Annotated in this window: 2 protein-coding genes; both read left to right on the forward strand. The window is 61.4% G+C overall.

From position 1 onward, the window contains the following. Positions 1-424, forward strand: a 424-nt coding sequence (locus EN749_RS35020) for an ATPase, T2SS/T4P/T4SS family (RefSeq protein WP_189367932.1), incomplete at its 5' end; no start/stop codon positions are given. A 28-nt stretch (positions 425-452) separates the two neighbouring features. Beyond that, positions 453-1,875, forward strand: a 1,423-nt coding sequence (locus EN749_RS35025) for a type IV secretory system conjugative DNA transfer family protein (RefSeq protein WP_145991157.1), incomplete at its 3' end; no start/stop codon positions are given.

A 1,875-nucleotide genomic window follows, 5' to 3' on the forward strand; every position in this document is an offset into this window, starting at 1 on the left:
CATCACGATCGAGGATACACGTGAGCTCAAGCCCGTCACGCCGAATACGGTCGCGCTGCTCTCCTCCAAAGGCGACCAGGGCCTGGCGAAGGTCGACGCGCAAAGCCTCCTCGAGGCGTCGTTGCGTATGCGACCGGACCGGCTGTTGCTCGGCGAGTTGCGCGGCGCGGAAGCTTTTTCCTTTCTGCAGGCGATCAACACCGGACACCCCGGATCGTTGACCACGGTGCATGCAAATTCGGCGCGCGCCGCCTATGAGCGCCTGGCGCTGATGGTCATGCAGGGCGGCGTGAAACTCTCGCGCGACGAGATCATGGATTACCTGAAAGAGGTGATCCCGATCGTGGTCCAGCTCTCGCGTCGGGATGCCGGCCGGCGCGTAGTGAGCGAGATCAAGTTCACGAGGGCCGAACGCCGCGGCTGATCTTGAGAAGGCGACGAATGAGGGCGTGATGGTACAGGTCGTCAAGGGATTCGTCGTGACGCTCATGGTCGTGGCCGTCGGCGTTGTTTTTTTCGCCATCGCCTATGCCGGCGTCCATTGGTACGAAACGGGCTCCTTTGCCCTGATTCAGCATCTCGACCAGGATCCCTTTGCCACGCTGCGCCGCGCCCACGCCGATGTCGCCATTCTCGGCCGCTATCAGCAGGCGCTTTATGCGGCCGGCCTGGCGCTGATTGGCGTGATGGTGCTGGCGGTCATGACCGTGCTGATGTCGCGCAAGGCATCGAACGATGCCAAATTTCTTAGCCTGGCGGAAGTCAATCGGGCCGGTTTGACGAAACGCGGCGGCGTCTTCATCGGCCGCGTGGGCGGCAGCCTTGTGAACGTCATCGGCGCGTTCACCCAACGCGGTTCTAACAAGAGGCACTTGACCAAGCCGAAGTTCATAGGCGGAAAAAAGCTATGGGTCGATGGCGACGACGTCGGCGGCTTCGTCGTCGGGCCGCCGCGATCAGGCAAGGGTGCCGCGCTGGTCATCCCGAATGCCCTGCTCTGGCCGGATTCGCTCGTCGTGCTGGACATGCGGGGGGAGACGTATCAGGCGACAGCAGGCTATCGCTCGACCTTTTCCAAGGTCATCCGGTTCTCGCCGGCCGACGAAAAAGGCGAGACGGAATGCTACAACCCGCTCGATTTCATCAGCCTCGACAGCGATCAGCGCGATATCGACATCCGCAACATCGCGGCCGCGCTCTTTCCGCGCCCGACTACCGGCGAAACCTATTGGGTCGACGACGGCCGCATGCTTTTTGCCGGCGTGATCTCTTACGTCATGGAAACGCCCCGCCTCGAGGACAGTCAGCGGACGCTGCGACAGGCGCTTCGCATCATGAATGGCGCCGACCGACCGTTCCTGGAATGGATTCAGGCACTCCGCGAAGAGGAAACGCGGGAACTTTCCGACTACACGCTACAGATGCTCGCCAGCTACGCCGACATGTCGGACAAGCAGTTTTCCGGCCTGTTCGGCAGCGTGAGAACGGGCCTCAACCCGTTCATGAACGAGCGGCTTTTGCGCGCGACCGACAAAAGCACGTTCGACATCCGCAATCTCAAGCGGGACAAGGTCTCGCTCTATCTCGACTTCCGCATCGAGCAAATCCGCTCGATTGGGCCGTTGTTCAACGTCCTCATCACGCAGTTGATGAACTATATGGCCAAGGAGGTGCCCGGGCGGGGTGAGCATCGCGTCCTGATCTTGCTCGACGAGTTCCAGAACCTCGGCAAACTCGAAAACGTCATGGAAGCGGCCACCATCCTCGGCGGCTATGGCGTGCCGACCTGGTTCTTTGTCCAGTCGCTCAAGTCGGTGGACACCATCTATCGCGAGGAAGGCCGCAAGACGCTGGTCAACTCCGCACGTGTCCAGG

Origin of the sequence: Mesorhizobium sp. M7A.F.Ca.ET.027.02.1.1, assembly GCF_004022985.1 — a bacterium.
In the GTDB taxonomy this organism is placed as follows: domain Bacteria; phylum Pseudomonadota; class Alphaproteobacteria; order Rhizobiales; family Rhizobiaceae; genus Mesorhizobium.